The organism is Cellulomonas biazotea, assembly GCF_004306155.1.
GTDB lineage: Bacteria > Actinomycetota > Actinomycetes > Actinomycetales > Cellulomonadaceae > Cellulomonas > Cellulomonas biazotea.
The window spans coordinates 1-1,404 of sequence record NZ_BIMR01000363.1 but is presented as its reverse complement, the minus strand read 5'-3'; the positions used below and the strand labels follow the sequence as shown (position 1 = coordinate 1,404).

Below are 1,404 nucleotides of genomic sequence, written 5' to 3'. Positions count from 1 at the left end.
CGCCCGGGACGACCCCGCGCGGGCGGCGAGCGCACGCGCACCGGGCAGGTCGAGCGCGTCGGGGGTGGCGTCCCCGGCCGCGACCGCGGCGAGCACGGCGGCCAGCAGCCGCTGCTGCGTCTCGGCGACCTCCGCGGTCCCCGCGAGCATGCGCGGCGCGCGGAGCGAGGCGAGCAGCAGGTCGTCGAGCACGGGCCAGACGACGGCAAGCAGCCCCTCGGACGCGAGGTCGCCGCACGCCCGGGCGAGCGACGCGAGGTTGGACGGCGTCTCCGCCCAGTCGAGCAGCTGGACGTCGGGCACGCCGGGGCGCAGCAGCCCGCGCTCCCACGCCTCGTGGACGGCGGTCGAGCCGTCGGCCGCAGCCGCGGGGTGGAAGCCACGCTGGGCGCCGAGCAGGTTGACGGCCAGGCCGGGCGTCAGGGGCGTCGCGCGGCGGGCGAGCTGGCGCAGGACGAGGCCCGACGACGACGCGTCCGACGCGCCGATCCCGCTGCTCGCCGCGTCGCCCCAGGACGGGAACGTCTCGATGCCCGGGTGGTCGTACGTGCGGACCCCCAGCCGCGCGGGGAGGGCGGCGAGCGACCGTGGGACGTCGAACGCCTCGGGCGTCCAGTGCCGCCAGGTGCCCTCGACGCGCAGGCCGGGCTCGCGGACCGGGTCGTCGAGGTAGCGGCGGGCTGTCGGGCCGGCCGTGACCGACGCACGGCTGCCGTCCTGCAGGACGACCGGGACGGGCAGCGCGTCGAGCGCGGCACGCACGTCGTCGGTCGCGCGCGCGACGTCGAGGCGGGTGAGCGCGAGGAACAGGTCGGCCTCGCTCGCGGCCGCACCGGCGGCGGCGTAGGCGGTCAGCCGGTCCGCGAGGTCGGCGGGGTCGACCCGCAGGTCCACCCACGAGGGCGTCGAGAGCAGCACGGGCACCTCGCCGAGGCGCTGCAGGACGGCGGCCTCGCGCGCGTCGACGGGACCCCAGACGAGCGCACGCTGGTCCCACCCGCTCGAGTCGCGACCGGCGCGCCGGTCGAGCAGCGGGAGCGGCTCGCCCCGGACCCACTCGTGCACGCAGCGCAGCCCGGCGACCCAGGACGACCGGACCCCGCCGAGCGCGCTCCGCGCCGCCTCGCGGTCCTGCCCGGCGACGGCGTTCGCGAGGGCGAGGAAGCGTTCGACCTCGACGTCGACGACCCCGTCGGGACGCCCGGTGAGCAGTGCCGCGGCGGCCGTCAGCGCACCCGCTGACACGTCGCCCGCGTCGAACCGGGGCACGTCCCACGCGGGCGGCGCCGGCTGCCACGCGCCGCCTGCGACCGGGTCCTCGGCGCCGACGTCGGCGTCGTCGGGCGCGATCCCCCACGCCGCCGCGAGCGCGCCGGCGGCCCGCGCGAGCGCCCGGTCCGGGCT

The 1,404-nt window shown here is 79.5% G+C and carries 1 protein-coding gene; it reads right to left on the bottom strand.

The features are described 5' to 3' along the window. Positions 1 to 1,404: DUF7824 domain-containing protein (locus CBZ_RS21165; RefSeq protein ID WP_246013540.1), on the bottom strand; the 1,404-nt coding region annotated here is incomplete at both ends.